Genomic DNA, 21738 nt, shown 5'->3' on the forward strand with positions numbered 1-21738 from the left:
GAGGTGGCGTATATTACGCTTTCCTCTTTCAGAGTCAAGCGTTTATTTTCGCTTTTCATCTGGCTGACGGGCCGGTTTGTAAGCCGTTGTGCCGTGTCAGTGGAGGCGCAGTATAGGGATTTTCTGGAGGCTGACAACCCCTATTTTCAATTTTTATTTCAACCGTCGATTTTTTATTCAAAACTGCTACGAACAGCCAGTTTTTCTAGTCTTGGGAAGCCATAACGCTGCAAAACGGGTGTTAATTGTGCAATCTCAGGAGTCAGCCCCATACAGAATGCAATATTCTCATCAGAAGATACTGCATGCGGAGATTCATGCTCTAAAAGCCATACAGTACGGCGAGCAATCGCAGCACCGGAATCTATCAGCCTTGTGCCTTCGGGTAAGACTTGTAGCAACTCTTCTTCTAATAGAGGGAAATGGGTGCAACCTAATACCACGGTATCTGGCGGCTCCTTCATTCGCAGCCATGGACGAAGAATCTTGCGTAGTTCCTCAAGATCTACAGGCTGACCATGCAGCTTGGCTTCCGCTAATTCCACCAGCTCTGCCGAACCGAGCATTTCGATTTTGCATTCCGACGCAAAGCGTGCGACCAGTTCGTGAGTATAGGGGCGGCGAACAGTGCCGCGAGTCGCCAGCAAACCTACAACGCCGTTAGTCGTCAAACGCGCTGCCGGCTTAATAGCAGGAACGACGCCCACCACAGGGAATGCGAATTTCTCACGCAGAGCGGGAAGTGAGACGGTACTTGCCGTATTACAGGCGATGATGGCGAGTGCGAGTGGGTAGCGTTCCTGAACCGCAGTAACAATTTCGACTACGCGTTCAACAATGAACTCTTCGCTTTTCTCGCCGTAGGGGAATGCTACGTTGTCGAAAGCATAAATGTAGTGCAGGTCAGGCAAAAGCTGCCGGACTTCATCATACACAGAAAGCCCACCGACACCGGAGTCAAAAACCAGTACGGTGGGACGTGTATTAGAAGGTATAGCTGCCAGAGAGATAGTATTCCCGTCCTGGGGTTTGATAGCCATAAACCGTCTCGTAATCTTTATCGAACAGGTTGGCGATTCTACCACGAACAGTGAGATGTGAGGTGACCGGATATGAAGCCGCTACATCAACTGTGCTATAACTCGGCAAAATTTGCTGAGTCGGGTTATAAGCAGAGGTGTTGTTGTCGTAGCGTTTGCCGTAATACTGCCACGCTACATCCATATTCACGTTAAACATCACCCAGTCGAGCTGGTACTTAGCCTGGCGCTTAGCGCGGCGAGCCAGCACTTCATCACTCTGGTCATCACGCGGATCCATATACTGCAACGTTAGCTTATGAGTAAAGATGCCAGTATCCACGCTACCGACCCATTCCAGTCCTTTGATAGTCGCAGATTTGATGTTGTCATAAGACCCGTCATAAGTGACCGGGTCGGAGTAGTAGGTAATCAGATTTTCAATCGTGTAGTGATAAGCAGACAAACGCCAGTCCACAGGACCGGTTAATCCTTCAAGCCCAGCTTCCCATTGTTTGGATTCTTCTGGTTTCAGATTTGGATTGGAGTCGATACCAAAGCGCGTGGAGCCATATTGTTGCCCGAGGGAAGGTGCAAGGAAGCCCGTGCCATAAGAAACTGTCGCACGATACCCTTCAACGAATTCCCATCCAGCCGCGGTTTGCCATGTACCGTGCCAACCGAATTGCTCGTCGTGGTCTTCACGACCTGAAGCTTCCAGGGTCACATCGCCAAACTGCTGCTGACCACTCAAGTAGACGCCCGTGTTATCACGGTTATAACTGTCAGACATGACTGTGTCAGAAGAAGTCAGACGCTGTTGCTGCCAATCAATACCTGCGCTGATCGAGCCATTCCCGACAACAAAGTTGTTACCCCACTGGACGTTGCGTTGGGTCATATAGTCGAGCGTCGTACCGTCGTTATAGCGGCCATACACGCTGCTATAGTTATAGTCCTTCACTTTTTGATAGCTCGCTAACAGCTGCGAAGAGTAGATCCCAGAATGGAAACGCAGGCCCGCATCGTAGTTCTGGTTATAGAGTTGATGCTCGTCTGCGCTATACGCCGGAGTATAAGGAGGCGCACCTAAATCGTAATCGCTGTTGTTGGAATAGCCATAAGTACGGAAGAAGCCGTCAAACTCCTCGCTAAACTTATGCTCCAGGCCAGCCCAATAGCTTTTGCTACGGTAACCATCTCTATCGTTATCACCGCTATAAGTAGAATGCGGCTGAACGTTAAAACCCTTAGTGGTTTCGTATGAGCCAGACACTGTCGCTACCGTATCGCCAAAACGCTGGCGCCAGGTACCGTCATATTGCTGATAGCTATCCGAACCCACACCCGCATTGATTTGCGACTTTTCTTCATCGCTCTGCGTGATGATGTTAACCACGCCGCCAATCGCGCCAGAACCGTAAACCGCGGAACGTGGGCCACGAATGTATTCCACGCGCTGCACTAAAGAAATCGGGATTTGGCTGACATCAGAGGAATTGGAAATGCCAGGGCGGGCAAGCGGAATACCATCCACCAGCACCAATACATGGCTGGCGCTGGTGCCACGGACAGACATTGAAGAACTCTGCCCAAGACCACCATACTGAGCAATATCGACGCCAGGTAAACGACGCATGACATCGTTCATCGATTTTGCCTGCCATTGGTCGATCTCTTCCCGGGTCACAATATCAGTTGGCGCCAGAACGGTATTGACGGGTTGCTGAAAACGGTTGGCCGTTACCACCAGAGTATCGTCAGAATTGCTGTCTTGCGCCCAGCCTGAAAAAGCCGTTACGGACAGAGCCGTAAGCAGCGAAAGTTTTTTTACCATCATTTTAATAAGCATCCGCTTTCCAATAAGGATGCCGCAGACATAACCGATAGCACGCGATAGTTATGCAGATTGCGACGTATACCGGCAGGTCTTCGGGCTTGGAGGTGTGTGACTACTGGATGATGACTTCCCGCTTTGTTTAGCAGTGTCTGCACTTGGCGCTCATCCCACCGTTCCTTACCGCTGCGCGTCAGCCCCAGAGTTGCACTGGGTTCCCTTTTAACTCATGTAAAAAGGCCGGAAGCGCTATGCTACGATTTTGTTAATAAGATTGTCCAGACACATCAAAATGCAACAGCACTGGACATCATCAACCTATTCCCTACAATCGCCGCGTAGTTTGACTTTATTAACAGGTAGCAGCTCATGACTCCCGAACATCTCCCAATTGAACAGTACGACGCGCAACTGGCCGAAAAAGTCGCCCGCTTGCAAAGCATGATGGCCCCTTTTGCAGCACCAGCGCCGGAGGTGTTCCGTTCGCCAACCAGCCACTATCGGATGCGTGCTGAATTTCGTATCTGGCATGATGAAGACGACCTGTACCACATCATGTTTGAAAGCCAGACCAAACAACGTATTCGGGTCAACAGCTTCCCGGCAGCTAGTTCGCTGATCAATGCATTGATGCCTGCGATGCTCGACGGCGTGCGTGATATTCCCGCCCTGCGCCACAAACTCTTCCAGATTGATTATCTGACGACGATGAGCAACCAGGCGGTTGTCTCGATGCTTTACCACCGGAAATTGGGTGAAGAGTGGCAGCAACACGCTGAAGCACTGCGCGACAATCTGCGGGCTCAGGGTTTCAATGTTCATTTAATTGGCCGTGCGACCAAAACCAAAATCGAGCTGGATCAGGATTTCATCGATGAGCGTTTGACTGTTGCCGGTAAAGAGATGATTTATCGCCAGGTGGAAAACAGTTTCACGCAACCCAACGCGGCGATGAATGTTCATATGCTGGAATGGGCGCTGGATGCCACGCACGGTTCAAAAGGCGACCTGCTGGAACTGTATTGCGGTAACGGTAACTTCTCGCTGGCACTGGCTCGCAACTTTAATCGCGTGCTGGCAACTGAAATCGCCAAGCCGTCTGTTGCTGCCGCGCAATACAATATTGAAGCGAATGAAATTGAAAACGTGCAAATCATTCGTATGGCCGCGGAAGATTTTACCCAGGCGATGAATGGCGTGCGCGAGTTTAACCGCCTGAAAGGTATCGACCTGAAAAGCTACCAGTGCGAAACCATTTTCGTCGATCCACCACGCAGTGGTCTGGATGCTGACACCGTGAAAATGGTGCAGGCGTATCCGCGCATCCTTTATATCTCCTGCAACCCGCAAACCCTTTGCGAGAACCTGGAAACATTAAGCGAAACCCATAACGTGTCACGGCTGGCGCTATTTGACCAATTCCCGTACACGCACCATATGGAATGCGGTGTGTGGCTAACACGCAAATAGCAAAACGGACGCCTCGGCGTCCGTTTTTGTTTTAGAGCAGGCTGCTATTCCGTCACCTGGGATTTACGAGCGCGGATTTTAATACCAATCCAGAACAACAATGCGACCGAAAGTACCGCTGGCAAGAAGTTGGAACCAATAGCTGGATATTCAGCGCGTACAACTGCGCTATACAGCAACACGCCCAACACGAAACAAGCCGCTGCGATACTTGGCAAACCCACCGGCATCGTGCGGTTTTGGTAGCGTTGATGCAAACAGTACACCGTCAGCACCAGCGCGATAATTGGAAAAATGGAAAACGGCACAACCGAGCTGAACACTGCGGCAAACGTTCCGTTGATCGCAAGGCCTGCAATAAACGCTAACCCGAGCGTACCTCTATCTTGTAACTGTTTCATTGCCCTTCCTTCATTCACTCTTCAGATATTTGAGCCAATGCCATTTTTTCTTGCTCCCGGCGATACCAGTAATACGCACCTTTGGAAATCATGCGCAACTGAAGTACCAGACGCTCTTCAAGCTGACGACGCTGATCGGCATCGACGTCTAACGCTTCGGCACCAGCACTAAAAACAATCGTCACCATCGCTTCTGCCTGCGCTTCAGTAAAGCTGCGCGACATACGATTTTCGAGTTCCAGATAATCAGCAAGTTCCGCAATAAAGTGCTGAATTTCACGCGCGACGGCGGCACGAAATGCGGCTGACGTTCCAGAACGCTCACGTAAAAGCAAACGGAACGCGTTGGGATTATTACCGATAAATTCCATAAATGTTGAGACGGAGGTACGAATTACGCTTCCTCCTTTGGCAATTCTTTGGCGGGCCTGGCGCATTAACTGGCGCAGCATCAGTCCACTCTCGTCGACCATTGTCAGCCCAAGCTCATCAACGTCACGGAAATGGCGATAAAACGATGTTGGCGCAATACCAGCCTCACGGGCGACCTCGCGCAAACTCAGGCTGGCAAAACTTCGTTCAGCACTTAACTGGCTAAACGCGGCTTCTACCAGAGAACGCCTGGTTTTTTCTTTTTGTTGCGCTCTTACACCCATCATGTTGCCTGAATCCCTTAAATCGAGCCCGCACTATACCAGAGAATAACTTAACTGCTTTTATACAGGATTGTGAATGATTGTTTACGCGACCATCCTCGCGTTACGCAGTAAAAAGCACAACGACAATTGGGTTATCCCGGCGTTGATGTTACCATCGTGTTGCTTTTATGTATAAGAACAGGTAAGCCTTACCATGTCACACACCTACGATTATGACGCAATAGTAATTGGTTCCGGTCCTGGCGGCGAAGGCGCTGCAATGGGGCTGGTGAAACTTGGAGCAAGGGTAGCTGTCGTCGAGCGCTACCATAATGTGGGTGGCGGTTGTACCCACTGGGGAACCATCCCCTCGAAAGCCCTCCGCCACGCCGTCAGCCGCATTATCGAATTTAATCAAAACCCTTTATACAGCGACCACACCCATCTTCTCCGTTCTTCCTTCGCCGACATTCTTAATCACGCTGACAGCGTTATTAACCAACAAACTCGCATGCGCCAAAGCTTCTATGAACGCAACCGTTGCGAGATGCTGCAGGGCGATGCACGTTTTGTAGATGAACACACCATCTCGCTGGAATGCCACGATGGCTCGGTAGAAATGATCACCGCCGATAAATTTATTATCGCCTGTGGTTCACGCCCTTATCGTCCACCAGAAGTCGATTTCAGCCACCCACGCGTGTACGACAGCGATTCCATTCTTAACCTGCACCACGAACCACGCCACGTCATTATTTATGGTGCTGGGGTAATTGGTTGCGAGTATGCGTCGATTTTCCGTGGCATGAACGTTAAGGTTGATTTGATTAACACCCGCGATCGCCTGCTGGCGTTTCTCGATCAAGAGATGTCCGATTCGCTCTCTTATCACTTCTGGAATAGCGGTGTCGTTATTCGCCACAACGAAGAGTTCGAGAAAATCGAAGGTGTGGAAGATGGTGTGATTGTCTCGTTGAAATCAGGCAAAAAAGTGAAAGCTGACTGCCTGCTTTATGCCAACGGACGCACCGGTAATACCGATTCATTGTCACTGGAAAATGTCGGGCTGGAAGCGGATGGCCGTGGTCTGTTGAAGGTCAACAGCATGTACCAGACTGCACAGCCGCATATTTATGCCGTTGGCGATGTGATTGGTTATCCAAGCCTGGCATCTGCGGCCTACGATCAGGGGCGAATTGCCGCGCAAGCGATGGTCAAAGGCGAAGCGACTGCTCATCTGATTGAAGATATTCCGACCGGTATTTATACCATTCCGGAAATCAGCTCCGTCGGCAAAACCGAACAGCAATTGACCTCGATGAAAGTGCCGTACGAAGTAGGACGGGCTCAGTTCAAGCACCTGGCTCGTGCACAAATTGTTGGCATGAACGTGGGTACGCTAAAAATTCTCTTCCATCGCGAGACAAAAGAGATTTTAGGTATTCACTGCTTCGGTGAGCGCGCGGCTGAAATTATTCACATCGGCCAGGCGATTATGGAGCAGAAAGGTGGCGGCAACACGATTGAGTACTTTGTTAACACCACCTTCAACTACCCGACTATGGCGGAAGCCTATCGGGTTGCGGCACTAAACGGCTTGAACCGCTTGTTTTAACGCTGGCTCAAAATGGCCATCCATGTGTGTACGGATGGCCTCTGCGAGTTGCTCATAGCGACCACGCAGCGGAGAACCCGGACGATAAACCAGGCCGATAGTCCGGCGCGGTTCTGGTTTATAACATGGCAGATAGACGACACCATCACGGCAACGCTCATTCGGCACGGCCAGCGCAGGTAATAATGTAATTCCACTGCCTGCCGCAACCATGTTACGCAGCGTTTCAAGGCTAGTTGCACGGAAATGCGTATCTTCGTCTGCACCCGCTTCAAAACAGAAACCCAGCGCCTGATCGCGCAGGCAATGCCCGTCTTCCAGCATCAGCAGCTTTTCACCCGCTAAATCAGACAACGGGACGCGATCGCGCTCGGCCCATGGGTGATCCTGATAAATCGCCAGCATCATCGGCTCGTCGAATAACGGTACTTCAATAAACGCTTCGCTCTCTTTCACCAAAGCCAGAATCGCACAATCAAGCTTGCCGCTATCAAGCTGCGCAAGCAGTTGATGGGTTTGCGCTTCGTGAAGATACATTTCTAGTTTGGGGAAAGTTTTATGCAGCATCGGGATAATCTGCGGCAGCAGATAAGGCCCAACGGTTGGGATCAAACCAATGTGTAGCGGCCCGGACATCGCTTCGCCTTGTTGGCTCGCCATCTCTTTCAGGACTTTAACTTCGCGCAGCACAGTACGCGCCTGATCCACCAGCAGTAAACCTGCCTGAGTGAACAATACTTTTCGGCTAGTGCGCTCAAGCAACATTACGCCGAGCTCATCTTCAAGTTTACGAATCTGGCCGCTCAGCGTTGGCTGACTGACGTGGCAGGCATCCGCTGCCCGGCGAAAGTGACGATGTTCAGATAACGCCACCAGGTATTCAAGATCACGAATATTCATTCTCTATCCTCCGGCGCCATGATAGACCATGGCGATAGAAATCATAGCAACGAACGATTATCCCTATCAACCATTGATGTTCAATAATAGCCATCAACAGCACAAACCATCTACGACTCTGGAATGTGTTGTGAGAACTCAGTTCTCCGAATGACCTACTGAAGCCAACGTGAATCATTTAGCGGACATTATGTCCGCTCTTTTTTTATCCCTTATAAACAAACAAGCCCGGCACAAGGCCAGGCTCTTCTTATCTTGCAGATAACGTTAAACCAGACGCTGTTTCGCGTCGACAATCGCCTGTGCTACCTGTTTCGGAGACACGCCGCCTTTGGCTGAACGTTTATCCAGGCAAGATTGCAAAGACAGAATCGGGTAAACATCGTCACCAATCGTCGCACTGAATTTTTGCAAATCGGCGAGCGACAAAGCTTCCAGCGCCTTGCCCTGACGAATCGCTTCCACTACGGCCTCACCCACAATGTGGTGCGCTTCACGGAAAGGAACCCCTTTCGCGACCAGGTAATCAGCCAGTTCAGTTGCGTTGGCATAACCCTGCTCGGCAGCTTCTTTACAACGCGGGCGCTTCACCTGAATGCCATCCAGAACCAACACGGACATATGCAGGCAATCGAGCCAGGTATCAAGCGCGTCGAACAAGCCCTCTTTGTCTTCCTGCATGTCTTTGTTGTACGCCAGCGGCAGACCTTTCAGGGTCATCATCATGCCAGTCAGCGCGCCCTGCACACGGCCACATTTGCCACGAATAAGCTCCAGCGCATCTGGGTTTTTCTTCTGCGGCATCAGGGAAGAACCTGATGTCACGCGGTCAGATAACTCAACAAAGCCCGCTTCACCCGTGTTGAAGAAAATCAGGTCTTCAGCAAAACGCGATAAGTGAACCATGCCGATAGACGCGTCAGAAAGCAGTTCCAGGACGTGGTCACGATCGGACACGCTATCGAGGCTGTTACGGGTGGCCGAGGCAAAACCTAACCAGCCCGCCAGTTGATCACGGTCGATTTCATAAGCCGTGCCTGCCAGTGCGCCGCTACCCAAAGGGCTAACGTCCAGGCGTTCGAGCGTGCTCTGTAAACGGCTTTCGTCACGCGCCAGCATTTCAACATAAGCCAGACACCAGTGCGCAAACGTCACTGGTTGCGCACGTTGCAAGTGCGTGTAACCCGGCATCACGGCATCTTGATTGTTTTCAGCGGTTTGAATCAGCGCCTGTTGCAATTGGCGAGTCGCCCCCAGCAATTCGCTGATTTGCATTTTGCACCACAGTTTAAGGTCGGTGGCGACCTGGTCATTACGGCTACGGCCCGTGTGGAGTTTCTTGCCCAACGCACCAACTTTATCGATGAGCTTCCCTTCCACCCAGCTATGAATATCTTCCGCATCGCTCTCAAGAATGGCTTGCGGATTCGCCTGAACTTCTTCAAGCAGGAAATTAAGCGCTTGCTCAAGCTCCTGTTGTTCAGCAACGGTCAGAACACCAACGGTAACCAGCGCTTTGGACCAGGCGACAGAACCGACAATGTCTTGCTCAGCCAGTCGGTAGTCAAAACGTAATGAGTCATTGAACGATTTGAACCGCTGATCTGCTGCCTGAGTAAAACGTCCACCCCAAAGTGCCATATTGATGCTCCATTAAATTCTTTTGTTCCCTTCTCTGAATGAGAAGAGTTAAACCATTCTGATCCCCTCTCCTAAGGGAGAGGGTTAGGGTGAGGGGAAATTTTGACTACAGACGCCCTCACCCCGGCCCTCTCCCCCAGGAGAGGGAGGCTATTGATTACTTCTTCAGTTCGTTCAGTGCACGAATACGTGACGACAACGAGAACAGACGGATAAAGCCGCCCGCATGGCTATGGTCATACACTTCGTCTTCACCAAAGGTCGCGAACTCTTCGCTGTACAGGCTGTCAGGAGATTTTTTCTGCGTCGCGGTAACCTGGCCTTTATACAGCTCCAGCACCACTTCGCCGTTCACTTCTGCTGCCAGCGATTCAGCAGATGCCTGCAAAGATTTACGCAACGGCGCGAACCAACGGCCATCGTAAACCACGTAAGACATTTCCAAGCCCAGTTGCTCACGCCATTTGAAGCTATCGCGATCCAGAACCAACTGCTCAACACCACGCAGTGCCGCCATCATAATGGTGCCTCCTGGGGTTTCGTAGCAGCCACGGGATTTAATCCCCACCAGACGGTTTTCTACGATATCGATACGGCCAATGCCGTGTTTAGAGCCAATCTTATTCAGCGTTTCCAGGCACTGATAAGGCGTCATGGTTTCGCCGTTAACCGCAACCACTTTGCCTTGCTTAACAGTAACCGTCACTTGCTCTGCCTGGTCTGGCGCTTCTTTAGGGTCAACAGTCCACACCCAGCAATCTTTGTTTGGTGCATTCCATGGGCTTTCCAGCACGCCGCCTTCAGTGGAGATGTGCCATGCGTTTTCATCACGGCTGTAGATTTTCTCAAGTGACGCGGTGGTCGGAATATCACGCTCTTTCAGGTAATCCAGCAACGCTTCACGGGAACGCAAATCCCACTCACGCCATGGTGCAACCACTTTCAGATGTGGAGCCAGTGCAGCCCAGGTGGATTCGAAACGGACCTGGTCGTTACCTTTGCCGGTCGCACCGTGGCACAGCGCATCGGCGCCCACTTTAGTGGCGACATCAACCAGTGCTTTCGCAATCAGCGGACGCGCCATAGACGTACCCAGCAGGTAGCTGCCTTCGTACAGTGCGCCAGTCTGCAATACTGGATAGACGTAATCGCTGATGAATTCTTCACGCGCATCAACGACATAACACTCAGTTGCGCCAGAGCGCAGTGCTTTTTGCTCAACACCTTTCAGGTCTTCACGATCCTGGCCGATATCCACCACACAAGCGACCACTTCACAGCCGCCGTAGTTTTCTTTCAGCCATGGAATGATGGCTGAAGTATCAAGGCCGCCAGAATAAGCGAGAACGATTTTTTTGATGCCGTGATTTTGCATTGTCTTATCCTTTCAAAACTAAGCCAGAATACGGGTGCCAATGGCCACGCCGTTAAATAAAGAAGGTAACTGCTCCGCGTGACGCCATGACGCAATATCCACCGGGCGACCCAGCGTACGTGCTGCATCCAGCGCCGCGTTAACCTTAACAATCATGCCGTCGGTAATAATGCCTTGAGCGATCAACTGCTCGGCTTTTGCCGCCGTCATTTCCGCAATACGTTGACCTTTGCCATCCAGAATACCGCTGACGTCTGACAGCAGAATGAGATCCGCGCCGAGCGTGGCAGCCAGTGCCGTAGCGGCCTGATCGGCATTGACGTTCATCAGCTCGCCTTCAGCGGTAACGCCAATAGAGCTAACAATCGGCAGGAAACCGGAATCCAGCAGCGTGGTAATCAGCTTAGCTGAACCTGGCTTTGCAAGGCCGACATGGCCCAATGCTTCATCGAGTTTGGTCACCGTGACGCTGTCGCCATCGCCGAGGCAAAGACCGACACCATTGATGTCATGTTTTTTGGCCCACGCCAACAACGTTTTGTTCGCCGTACCCGCCAGCGCACCGGTAATAATGTCAATCTGGTCAGCAGGCGTAACACGCAGGCCGTTTTTCTTGGTCACCGGTAAGGAGAGCTTTTTCATCAGCTCATCAACCACACAGCCACCACCGTGAACAATCACCAGCGGACGTTGATGGGACTGACGATAGTTCACCAGCGCGGTAAACAAGCGCTCCAGCGCTTCTTCGCTATCCAGCAGTACGCCGCCTAATTTGATAATTAATGGATTCATCATTCACCCAGCCGATTAAATAAGAGACTGCGTTTCGGCAAAGCCAAAACGAATATTCAGGCACTGCACAGCCTGGGCCGACGCGCCTTTCAGAAGGTTATCTTCGGTCGCGACGACAATCAGATGCTCGCCCTGCACTGCGAAACCAATATCGCAGAACGGCAGGCCAACCACGTTTTTCAGTGCTGGCACGCCTTTGTCATACAGGCGCACTAACGGTTTATCTTGATAAGCCTGATTAAACACCTCGGCGACTTGCTGCTGGGTCACCCCGGCTTTCAGGCGGCAAGTAATGGTCGCCAGAATCCCGCGCGGGAAATTGCCCAAGTGTGGAGTGAAAATCACTGGAGTCCCGAGATGCGTGACAATTTCTGGATGATGGCGATGATTAAAAATGCCATACGGTTGCAGGCTCACTTCGCAGAAACTGTTAGAGATCGCCGCTTTGCGCCCTGCACCGCTCACACCGCTGGTTGCGTTAATCACCGGCCACTGGTTTAAATCCAGCAAACCCGCTTCAATCAGAGGTTTTAACGCCAGTTGGGAGGCCGTTGGATAGCAGCCAGGCACAGAAATTAAACTGGTTTCTTTTATTCTGTCGCTCTGCCATTCCGCTAGGCCATAAACCGCCTGCTCAAGCAATTCAGGGTGCTGATGCGTAAAGCCGTAATAGAGTTGATAAAACTTAGCATCGTTGACGCGGAATGCACCGGACAAGTCAATGACAACGCAGCCTTTCGCAAGAAACTGCGGTGCCAGGTCATGGCTGACTTCATGGGCTGTGGCAAGAAAAACAACATCCACACCATCGGTAAATTCGCTGATATCCGACATTGGCAGTAACGGCATGTCCACGATACCTTTTAATTGCGGATGCAAATCAGATATCAATTTTCCTGCGTCATTACTTTGCGCTGAAACCGTCAAAGCGGTTATGTTCATATGAGGATGGCGATTCAAATAGGTCACAAGCTCTGCGCCTGCATAACCGCTGGCACCAACAATCAGCGTATTCAACATCTCGGCTGTACACCTTCTTAGGTTGTGTCTGCTAAAGGTGTCAGCTGAAAGCCATCACCCAACGTACAACGACGTGGTTCAATCCACCGGAACCAGGGGTTCCATCGCGGCAGGTAATAATGTATTTTTATTCAATATTACTGCATGATTATGTATACCAACCTGAGCTAAGGCCTGTCAACAGTGAAGATGAAATTACCTCCTTTTATCGAGATTTACCGCGCATTGATCGCCACCCCTTCCATCAGCGCTACCGACAGTGCATTGGATCAGAGCAATCAGTCTTTAATCAATTTGCTGGCGGACTGGTTCCGCGATCTTGGCTTTAATGTCGAAATACAACCCGTACCAGGTACACGTAATAAATTCAATATGCTGGCGAGCACCGGTACCGGTGCCGGTGGGTTGTTGCTGGCGGGTCACACGGATACCGTTCCGTTCGACGATGGCCGCTGGACACGCGATCCGTTCACGCTGACCGAACATGAAAATAAACTGTACGGCCTCGGCACTGCCGATATGAAAGGTTTCTTCGCCTTTATTCTCGATGCGCTGCGCGATGTGGATGTGACGACGCTTAAAAAGCCGCTCTATATTCTGGCAACCGCCGATGAAGAAACGACTATGGCGGGCGCACGCTATTTCTCTGAAAACACCAGCATACGCCCGGACTGCGCCATTATTGGTGAGCCGACTTCGTTGCAGCCAGTGCGCGCCCACAAAGGCCATATCTCTAACGCGATTCGCATTCTAGGCCAGTCCGGTCACTCCAGCGATCCCGCTCGTGGCGTGAACGCTATCGAACTGATGCACGACGCAATCGGCCACATCATGTCGCTGAAAAACACGCTGAAAGAGCGTTATCACCACGATGCCTTCACCGTGCCGTATCCAACGCTAAACCTCGGCCATATCAGCGGTGGCGATGCCGCCAACCGTATTTGTGCCTGTTGTGAACTGCATATGGATATTCGCCCGCTTCCGGGCCTTACGTTAAATGATCTTAACGGTTTGCTTAACGAAGCGCTGGAACCGGTAAGCCAGAAATGGCCAGGCCGCCTGACGGTTTCTGAACTTCACCCGCCGATTCCGGGCTATGAGTGCGCCAAAGACCACCAGCTAGTACAAGTGGTCGAAAAGTTATTAGGCGCGCAAACAGAAGTGGTGAACTACTGCACCGAAGCACCATTTATTCAGACCATTTGCCCGACGCTGGTTCTGGGACCAGGTTCTATAAACCAGGCACACCAGCCGGACGAATACCTCGAAACACGGTTTATCGAGCCAACTCGCAAACTCATTACACAGGTTGTGCATCATTTTTGCTGGCATTGAAAAATAGCGATTCAGGGGGTTTTGCCCCCTTTTTCAGCTGCTTTTTAGCGGATCCTCATAAGAAACGCTTATCCACGAAGTTAGTAATTAAATTTCATGAATTAGCGCCATTTATTCGTTTGCTGAAACGATTTCGTAGCAATTGACGAATGATAACTTACGTGGCTTTATAAAGACGGTGTTGAACCTTCACGGGTGAAATTAAGTTACATAAAAAGATGGGGTGTGTGGGACTACAATGAACGAACAATATTCCGCTTTGCGAAGTAATGTCAGTATGCTCGGCAAGTTGCTCGGGGATACCATCAAAGATGCATTAGGTGAAAACATCCTTGACCGGGTAGAAACAATCCGTAAGTTGTCGAAATCGTCACGAGCGGGCAATGAAGCGAACCGTCAAGAGTTGCTCACCACGTTACAGAACCTGTCTAATGACGAACTACTCCCTGTAGCCCGTGCATTCAGCCAGTTCCTGAACCTGGCCAACACCGCCGAGCAATATCACAGTATTTCCGCTAATGGCGAAGCCGCCAGCAATCCCGAAGTTATCGCTAAGACACTCCAAAAATTAAAAAATCAGCCGGATATTAGCGAAGATGCCGTTCGTGATGCTGTTGAATCGCTGTCATTAGAATTAGTTCTGACCGCACACCCAACCGAAATCACCCGCCGCACCCTGATTCACAAGTTGGTTGAAGTAAACAGCTGCCTGAAACAACTCGACCATAGCGACATTGCCGATTACGAACGTAACCAGATTATGCGCCGTCTGCGCCAACTGGTGGCACAGGCCTGGCACACCGATGAAATCCGTAAATACCGCCCGTCCCCTGTAGATGAAGCGAAATGGGGTTTTGCGGTAGTTGAAAACAGCCTGTGGGAAGGGGTTCCTAACTACCTGCGCGAACTGAACGAGCAACTCGAAGACAATCTGAATTACAAACTGCCGGTCGATTTCGTCCCGGTACGATTCACCTCCTGGATGGGCGGCGACCGCGACGGCAACCCGAACGTGACCGCCGATATTACCCGCCACGTGCTGTTGCTCAGCCGCTGGAAAGCCACCGACCTGTTCCTGCGCGATATTCAGGTGCTGATTTCTGAGCTTTCGATGGTGGAATGCACGCCTGAACTGAGCGAACTTGCAGGCCCGGACGCCGCACAAGAGCCGTACCGTTGCATCATGAAAGGTATTCGTCAGCAATTAATGGTGACTCAAGCCTGGCTGGAAGCACGCCTGAAAGGCCAGCATCTGCCAAAACCAGAAGGTTTACTGACGCAAAACGAACAGCTTTGGGATCCGCTCTACGCGTGTTACCAGTCGCTACAAGCTTGCGGTATGGGCATTATCGCTAACGGTCAGTTACTCGACACCTTGCGCCGCGTGAAATGCTTCGGCGTTCCGTTGGTGCGCATTGATGTCCGCCAGGAAAGTACTCGCCATACCGAAGCGCTGGGCGAGATGACTCGCTACCTGGGCATTGGTGATTACGAAAGCTGGTCCGAGGCGGACAAACAAGCCTTCTTGATCCGTGAATTGAACTCTAAGCGTCCACTTTTGCCGCGCCAGTGGGAACCGAGCGAAGAAACTCGCGAAGTGCTGGATACCTGCAAAGTCATTGCCGAAGCTCCACGTGGTTCAATCGCGGCTTACGTGATTTCGATGGCAAAAACGCCGTCGGACGTGCTGGCGGTTCACCTGTTACTCAAAGAAGCGGGCTGCACTTTCGCGCTGCCTGTGGCTCCACTGTTCGAAACCCTCGACGACCTGAACAACGCCGACGACGTAATGACTCAGTTGCTGAATATCGACTGGTATCGCGGCTTTATTCAGGGCAAACAGATGGTCATGATTGGCTATTCTGACTCGGCAAAAGACGCAGGCGTGATGGCGGCATCCTGGGCGCAGTATCAGGCACAAGATGCGCTGATCAAAACCTGCGAGAAAGCCGGAATTACCCTGACGCTGTTCCACGGACGCGGCGGTTCTATTGGTCGTGGCGGTGCGCCAGCGCATGCAGCTCTGCTTTCTCAACCTCCGGGCAGCCTGAAAGGCGGCCTGCGCGTGACTGAACAAGGCGAGATGATTCGCTTCAAATACGGTCTGCCGGAAATCACTATCAGCAGCCTGTCGCTCTACACCAGTGCGATTCTTGAAGCTAACCTGCTGCCGCCGCCAGAGCCGAAGAAAGAGTGGAAACATATCATGGAGGATCTGTCTGCGACCTCCTGTGATATGTATCGTGGGTATATCCGCGAAAACGAAGACTTCGTGCCGTATTTCCGTTCAGCAACACCAGAGCTGGAACTAGGTAAACTGCCGCTGGGTTCACGCCCTGCGAAACGTAAACCTAACGGTGGCGTTGAGTCTCTGCGAGCCATTCCGTGGATTTTCGCCTGGACGCAGAACCGTCTGATGCTTCCAGCCTGGTTGGGCGCGGGTGCCGCGTTACAAAAAGTTGTCGAAGATGGCAAACAAGATGTGCTGGAAACGATGTGCCGCGACTGGCCATTCTTCTCGACACGCCTTGGGATGCTGGAAATGGTCTTTGCCAAAGCTGACTTGTGGTTGGCGGAATACTACGACCAACGTCTGGTGAAACCGGAACTGTGGAAGCTAGGTAAACAGCTACGCGACCAACTGGAAGCGGATATCAAAGTGGTGCTGGATATCGCCAACGATTCCCATCTGATGGCCGACTTGCCGTGGATCGCCGAATCTATCCAGTTACGTAACATCTACACCGATCCGTTGAACGTATTGCAGGCTGAATTGCTGCACCGTTCTCGTCAACTGGAAGAGAAAGGTGAGGAACCAAATGCGCAGGTAGAACAGGCGCTGATGGTGACCATTGCCGGTGTTGCGGCAGGTATGCGTAACACGGGTTAAGCCCGAAATCAGGCAGTTTTCAAACCCCGCGCAAGCGGGGTTTTTGTTTTTACCCCTATGCGGTGCCACCCACGATATTAACTGCCAGTCTGCGAAACGATCACCCTGCCGTTAGATGTAGCTCAACAAATACTCAACCCCCCTACGGTAGAGTCAGTAGTAGTGAAGTTCGGGCAAGACTCGACTCACGGACTTGACCCTATCCACTTATAAGGGAAATAAAGTATGGATCGCATCATTCAATCACCGAGTAAATACATCCAGGGTGCCGATGTCATTACAAGACTAGGAGAATATCTGAGCCCACTGGCCGAACGTTGGCTGGTCGTGGGTGATAAATTTGTATTAGGTTTTGCGCAGGAAGCATTAAGCAAAAGCATGAAGGATGCCGGATTAGCGCTAGAGGTCGCGCCATTTGGCGGTGAATGTTCGCAAAATGAAATAAATCGTTTACGCGCCGTGGCAGAAAAAATGCAGTGCTGTGCAATACTGGGTATCGGTGGCGGAAAAACGCTCGATACCGCAAAAGCACTGGCGCACTTTATAGATGTTCCGGTCGCGATAGCTCCGACCATTGCCTCCACAGACGCTCCATGTAGCGCCCTTTCCGTTATTTATACCGATACCGGCGAATTCGACCGTTATCTGCTGCTCCCCAACAACCCCGAAATGGTTATTGTCGACACTAAAATCGTCGCCGGTGCACCCGCTCGTTTACTGGCTGCAGGGATTGGTGATGCTCTGGCGACCTGGTTTGAAGCCCGCGCCTGTTCCCGCAGCGGAGCGACAACCATGGCGGGTGGCCGTTGCACCCAGGCCGCGCTTGCTCTGGCAGAATTGTGCTACAACACACTGCTCGAAGAGGGTGAAAAAGCGATGCTTGCAGCAGAGCAGCATGTTGTTACGCCAGCACTGGAACGCGTCATCGAAGCCAACACCTATTTGAGCGGCGTCGGTTTTGAAAGCGGCGGCCTCGCGGCGGCTCATGCAATTCATAACGGTTTGACCGCAATTCCAGATGCGCATCATTTCTATCATGGCGAAAAAGTGGCTTTCGGTACGCTGACCCAGTTAGTGCTGGAAAACGCCTCGCAAGAAGAGTTCGAAACCGTTGCCGCACTGTGTCACTCGGTGGGTTTACCGCTCACGCTGGCACAGCTGGATATCAAAACTGAAGTTGCAGAAAAAATGCGCATTGTTGCGAGAACTGCCTGTGCGGAAGGCGAAACTATCCACAATATGCCTGGCGGTGTAACAGTTGATCAAGCCATTGCCGCGCTGTTAGTTGCTGACCAGTACGGTCAGCGCCAGTTAGAAGCCTGGGAATAATACCCATAAAAAATCCCCGCACTTACGCGGGGATTTTCATGTCAGATAGCAGATTATTTCAGGTCAAAGCGATCCAGATTCATCACTTTCACCCAGGCTGCAACAAAGTCTTTCACAAACTTCTCTTTAGCATCGCCACTGGCATACACTTCCGCCAGCGCACGCAGAACCGCATTGGAACCAAAGACCAGGTCTGCACGAGTCGCCAGATGTTTCACCTCACCCGACTGACGATCGCGGCCTTCAAACAACTCAGAAGAGTCATCGGTCGCTTTCCATTCGGTGCGCATATCCAGCAGGTTGACAAAGAAATCGTTACTGAGCACGCCAAGACGATCGGTGAATACACCTTGTTTACCGCCATCAAAATTCGCACCCAGCGCACGCAAACCACCTACCAGCACGGTGAGTTCTGGTGCGGTCAGCGTCAGTTGCTGTGCTTTATCAATCAGCAGGGATTCTGTTGTCGCCGCATCCACGCGAGCACGGTAGTTACGGAACCCGTCTGCCGCTGGCTCAAGCAGGTTGAACATCTCGATATCGGTCTGATCCTGGCTGGCGTCCACACGCCCCGGAATAAACGGAACACGTACGCTGATGCCAGCCGCTTCCGCTGCCTGCTCAACACCCACCACACCGGCCAGTACAATGATATCGGCCAAAGATACTTTACCAGAGGCTTTCTGAATCGCTTCCAGCGCTGGCAGAGCACGCGCTGCCGTCGCATTCACATCCCAGCTACGCTGAGGTGCCAGTGCCAGGCGCGCACCATTAGCACCGCCACGTTTATCGCCGCCACGGAAAGTAGAGGCCGATGCCCAGGCGACAGACACCAGTTCACTCACTGACAAACCGGAACGGGCAATTTCTGCTTTCAGGTGGTCGATATCTGCTGGTGTTGGGCTGAATGTCGCTTTCGGCAACGGATCCTGCCAAATCAGTTCTTCTCTTGGCACTTCCGGGCCGATATAACGCGCTACTGGCCCCATATCGCGGTGAGTCAGCTTGAACCATGCGCGGGCAAAGGCTTCATTGAATGCCTGAGGATCATTAAGGAAACGACGTGAAATTTTCTCGAATTCTGGGTCAAAACGCAGCGTCAGGTCGGTAACCAACATTGTTGGCTTACGTTTTTTCGAGGGGTCAAAAGGATCAGGAATGATTTCTGGCGCATTTACAGCTTCAAACTGAATGGCACCAGCCGGGCTGCGCGTCTGTACCCATTCAAATTTGAACAGGTTCTCGAAGAAGTAGTTACTCCACTGCGTTGGCGTTTGTGACCAGACGACTTCCAGGCCAGAAGTAATCGCATCAGCACCTGCACCTGAGCCGTGGCTGCTCGTCCAGCCTAAACCCTGCGCTTCAATTGGCGCGGCTTCCGGATCGACTCCTACATGGGTTGCTTCCGCCGCACCGTGGGTTTTACCCAGCGTATGACCACCCGCGATAAGCGCGACAGTCTCTTCGTCGTTCATCCCCATATTGCCAAAAGTCGCACGAATGGCAGCGGCCGCGGAGAGCGGTTCACCACTGGCATTTGGCCCTTCCGGGTTAACATAAATCAGCCCCATTTCGGTCGCGGCCAATGGGCGTTTGGCGAGCGCTTCAGGATCACGATGCTCAAGCCAGGCTTTTTCATTACCCCAGTTCACATCAAGGTCTGGCTCCCAAACGTCTTCACGCCCAGCGCCAAAACCGAAGGTACGGAAACCGGAGTTTTCCAGCGCCACGTTCCCCGCTAACACATAAAGATCGGCCCAGGATATTTTCTGACCATATTTCTGTTTAATAGGCCACAGCAGGCGACGGGCTTTATCAAGGCTAACGTTATCCGGCCAGGAATTAAGAGGAGCAAAACGCTGCTGACCACGGCCTGCGCCACCACGACCATCGACTGAACGATAGGTGCCAGCACCATGCCAGGCCATACGAATGAACAGCCCGGCATAGCTGCCCCAATCAGCAGGCCACCATGGCTGAGAATCGGTTAACAGGGCTTTGAGGTCGCCTTTCAGAGCAGAATAATCAAGTTTGCTGAATTCTTTCCGGTAGTCAAAATCTTCGCCCAGGGGGTTTGAACGGTTAGAGTGCTGATTGAGGAGGTCAACACGGAGTTGCTTTGGCCACCAGTCACGAGTGCTTGTACCCGCTCCTGCGCTTACATCCTGACTGCCCTGATGAAACGGGCACTTTCCTGCTGACAACGTATTATGATCGTTTTCGTTCGTGCTCATCTTCCTGCTCCCTTTCACTGTTGTAGTACCAGGATATACATCTCTGCAGATAAGTTATAGATGAAAAAAACTACAGATTTGATAGTTATTACCTTCTGACCAGAGGCAAGGTAGCAAAAGTTTTTTTAACAAAACGTCGACAACCCCATAAACTTTCAAAATTAAGAATTAAAAGTTCGAAGGAAATCAGGAGAATGGATGTGAGTTTACTGCGGAGAAAGTCATGGCCCTTGCGGGCCATTTTCTTCAATCAGATAGTCGGGCGAACACCCAGCGTGTGGCAAATTGCGTAACTCATCTCTGCGCGGTTTAGCGTATAGAAGTGGAAGTCTTTCACGCCTTCACGGCTGAGAATTTTCACCATATCCATCGCAATATTAGCACCGACCATTTTGCGAGTTTCCGCGTCGTCATCCAGGCCTTCAAACATTTGCGCCATCCAGTGCGGAACGCGCACATTGGTCATGGTGGCAAATTTGTGTGCCTGCTTGTAGTTACTGACCGGCAGAATACCCGGCACGATTTCAACGTCGATACCCGCAGCGGCGCAGCGGTCGCGGAAGCGCAGATAACTTTCTACATCGAAGAAGAACTGAGTAATAGCGCGGTTTGCACCGGCATCAATCTTGCGCTTCAGGTTGATAAGATCAGCCTGCGCACTTTTCGCTTCAGGATGAACTTCCGGGTAAGCGGCGACAGAAATATCAAAGTCACCGACATCTTTAAGTAACGTCACCAGGTCAGAAGCGTACATATCCGGTTTGCCGCCGCCTGGCGGTAAATCACCGCGCAGAGCCACGATATGACGGATACCGTTATTCCAGTAATCCTGCGCGATAGCACGCAGTTCATCGCGCGTTGCATCAATACAAGTCAGGTGCGGTGCCGCTTCCAGACCGGTGCGGTCTTTAATGCCTTTGATGATGCTATGCGTGCGGTCACGTTCGCCCGAGTTTGCGCCGTAAGTCACGGAGACAAATTTTGGCTTCAGGCTGCTGAGTCGATCAATTGAGCTCCACAGGGTTTGTTCCATTTCACTGGTGCGCGGCGGGAAAAATTCAAAGGAAACGTTAATTTGCCCGGCGACTTCGGCCAGACTCTGATTCAGTGCTTCCCGCTGGTTGGCGTGAAAAAAGCTCATACCCTTACCTCATTAATCGCATTTTATTATGTGATGTTGTGTTTTGTTGCTATCCAGACGTTTAGACGTCCAGATAGCAAGATGAAGGAAAAGCGTGACGT

16 protein-coding genes and 1 riboswitch are annotated in these 21738 nt (G+C 51.5%); of the genes, 5 read left to right on the forward strand and 11 right to left on the reverse strand.

The window, feature by feature from the left end; all coding sequences use genetic code 11:
* Nucleotides 1-173: 173 nt before the first annotated feature.
* Together murI and btuB are read right to left on the reverse strand one after the other, a co-directional pair.
* Nucleotides 174-1040: a glutamate racemase gene (gene murI, locus MES37_RS10715; RefSeq protein ID WP_237931340.1), complete on the reverse strand. Its 867-nt coding sequence runs from the start codon at nt 1038-1040 to the stop codon at nt 174-176.
* Nucleotides 985-2856, reverse strand: coding sequence for a TonB-dependent vitamin B12 receptor BtuB (gene btuB / locus MES37_RS10720; protein WP_083963239.1), 1872 nt, complete (start codon nt 2854-2856; stop codon nt 985-987). Before btuB ends, murI begins: the two co-directional genes overlap by 56 nt.
* Before the next feature lie 69 nt (nt 2857-2925).
* Nucleotides 2926-3116: riboswitch (cobalamin riboswitch) on the reverse strand.
* Nucleotides 3117-3225: 109 nt separating this feature from the next.
* On the opposite strand from btuB, the gene trmA reads away from it, so the two are divergent.
* Nucleotides 3226-4326 (forward strand): tRNA (uridine(54)-C5)-methyltransferase TrmA, encoded by a 1101-nt coding sequence (gene trmA / locus MES37_RS10725; protein ID WP_064541636.1) that lies wholly within the window; start codon nt 3226-3228, stop codon nt 4324-4326.
* Between the two features lie 44 nt (nt 4327-4370).
* Here the strand turns inward: trmA and MES37_RS10730 are convergent, their stop codons facing one another.
* Both MES37_RS10730 and fabR read right to left on the reverse strand, forming a co-directional pair.
* Nucleotides 4371-4727 carry a YijD family membrane protein gene (locus MES37_RS10730; protein WP_064541639.1) on the reverse strand — a complete coding sequence of 119 codons (357 nt, stop codon included), beginning with the start codon at nt 4725-4727 and terminating at the stop codon, nt 4371-4373.
* 14 nt (nt 4728-4741) lie between these two features.
* Nucleotides 4742-5386 (reverse strand): HTH-type transcriptional repressor FabR, encoded by a 645-nt coding sequence (fabR, locus tag MES37_RS10735; RefSeq protein WP_074388501.1) that lies wholly within the window; start codon nt 5384-5386, stop codon nt 4742-4744.
* A 193-nt stretch (nt 5387-5579) separates the two neighbouring features.
* Between fabR and sthA the strand changes: the two genes are divergently transcribed.
* Nucleotides 5580-6980, forward strand: a complete 1401-nt coding sequence (gene sthA, locus MES37_RS10740; protein WP_064541645.1) for a Si-specific NAD(P)(+) transhydrogenase — start codon at nt 5580-5582, stop codon at nt 6978-6980.
* Here the strand turns inward: sthA and oxyR are convergent.
* From oxyR to argC, 5 genes are all read right to left on the reverse strand, one after another.
* Nucleotides 6954-7880 (reverse strand): DNA-binding transcriptional regulator OxyR, encoded by a 927-nt coding sequence (oxyR, locus tag MES37_RS10745; protein ID WP_064541648.1) that lies wholly within the window; start codon nt 7878-7880, stop codon nt 6954-6956. The genes sthA and oxyR overlap by 27 nt on opposite strands.
* A gap of 267 nt (nt 7881-8147) precedes the next feature.
* Nucleotides 8148-9521: an argininosuccinate lyase gene (gene argH / locus MES37_RS10750; RefSeq protein ID WP_237931345.1), complete on the reverse strand. Its 1374-nt coding sequence runs from the start codon at nt 9519-9521 to the stop codon at nt 8148-8150.
* Nucleotides 9522-9678: 157 nt separating this feature from the next.
* Nucleotides 9679-10896 (reverse strand): argininosuccinate synthase, encoded by a 1218-nt coding sequence (locus MES37_RS10755; protein ID WP_064541654.1) that lies wholly within the window; start codon nt 10894-10896, stop codon nt 9679-9681.
* Between the two features lie 18 nt (nt 10897-10914).
* Nucleotides 10915-11691 (reverse strand): acetylglutamate kinase, encoded by a 777-nt coding sequence (gene argB / locus MES37_RS10760; RefSeq protein ID WP_121814596.1) that lies wholly within the window; start codon nt 11689-11691, stop codon nt 10915-10917.
* 12 nt (nt 11692-11703) lie between these two features.
* Nucleotides 11704-12708, reverse strand: a complete 1005-nt coding sequence (argC, locus tag MES37_RS10765; protein ID WP_121814597.1) for an N-acetyl-gamma-glutamyl-phosphate reductase — start codon at nt 12706-12708, stop codon at nt 11704-11706.
* Nucleotides 12709-12891: 183 nt separating this feature from the next.
* Here argC and argE point away from each other — a divergent pair, with 183 nt between their 5' ends.
* From argE to gldA, 3 genes are all read left to right on the forward strand, one after another.
* Complete coding sequence (gene argE / locus MES37_RS10770; RefSeq protein ID WP_237931348.1) at nt 12892-14043, forward strand: acetylornithine deacetylase; 1152 nt, start codon at nt 12892-12894, stop codon at nt 14041-14043.
* A 238-nt stretch (nt 14044-14281) separates the two neighbouring features.
* Nucleotides 14282-16933, forward strand: a complete 2652-nt coding sequence (ppc, locus tag MES37_RS10775) for a phosphoenolpyruvate carboxylase (RefSeq protein ID WP_064541666.1) — start codon at nt 14282-14284, stop codon at nt 16931-16933.
* Nucleotides 16934-17158: 225 nt separating this feature from the next.
* Nucleotides 17159-18262, forward strand: a complete 1104-nt coding sequence (gene gldA, locus MES37_RS10785) for a bifunctional L-1,2-propanediol dehydrogenase/glycerol dehydrogenase (RefSeq protein WP_237931357.1) — start codon at nt 17159-17161, stop codon at nt 18260-18262.
* A gap of 53 nt (nt 18263-18315) precedes the next feature.
* On the opposite strand, the gene katG is transcribed toward gldA, so the two are convergent.
* Both katG and metF read right to left on the reverse strand, forming a co-directional pair.
* Nucleotides 18316-20496 carry a catalase/peroxidase HPI gene (gene katG / locus MES37_RS10790; protein ID WP_064541673.1) on the reverse strand — a complete coding sequence of 727 codons (2181 nt, stop codon included), beginning with the start codon at nt 20494-20496 and terminating at the stop codon, nt 18316-18318.
* Nucleotides 20497-20746: 250 nt separating this feature from the next.
* On the reverse strand, nt 20747-21637 hold the full coding sequence (gene metF / locus MES37_RS10795) for a methylenetetrahydrofolate reductase (protein WP_064541676.1): 891 nt from the start codon (nt 21635-21637) through the stop codon (nt 20747-20749).
* Nucleotides 21638-21738: the final 101 nt, after the last annotated feature.

The organism is Buttiauxella sp. S19-1 (genome assembly GCF_022134725.1).
In the GTDB taxonomy this organism is placed as follows: Bacteria; Pseudomonadota; Gammaproteobacteria; order Enterobacterales; family Enterobacteriaceae; genus Buttiauxella; species Buttiauxella ferragutiae.